This window comes from Dellaglioa sp. CoH-56-MRSF-12 (assembly GCF_056782075.1).
The window spans coordinates 1-280 of record NZ_JBXAYD010000075.1; the positions used below are offsets into that span (position 1 = coordinate 1).

The window sequence follows — 280 nt, forward strand, 5'->3', positions numbered from 1 at the left end:
GCGCAGAGCATCCGCTCCGGCCGGCGCGCCCAGCACGTCACGCTCGCGCACGCGCTCGGGCTCGTGGTCGGCGTCCACTTCTCCACCCGGCACCTGCGCGTGGCGCTCGCCGGCGTCACGAACACGGTCGTCGCCGAGAACCACATGCCGCTCGCCAAGGACCACCGCGCGGACAACGAGCTCGACAAGGTGTCGATGCTGCTGACGGACATGCTCGACTCGGTCGACGCCTCCCGCGACGAGGTGCTGGCGATCGGACTGGCGGTCCCCGCCCCGCTCG

1 protein-coding gene is annotated in these 280 nt (G+C 72.5%); it reads left to right on the top strand.

Going from position 1 to position 280, the window contains the following annotated elements; translation table 11 throughout:
- Window positions 1-280: hypothetical protein (locus tag AC1RPY_RS07830; protein ID WP_481763122.1), on the top strand; the 280-nt coding region annotated here is incomplete at both ends.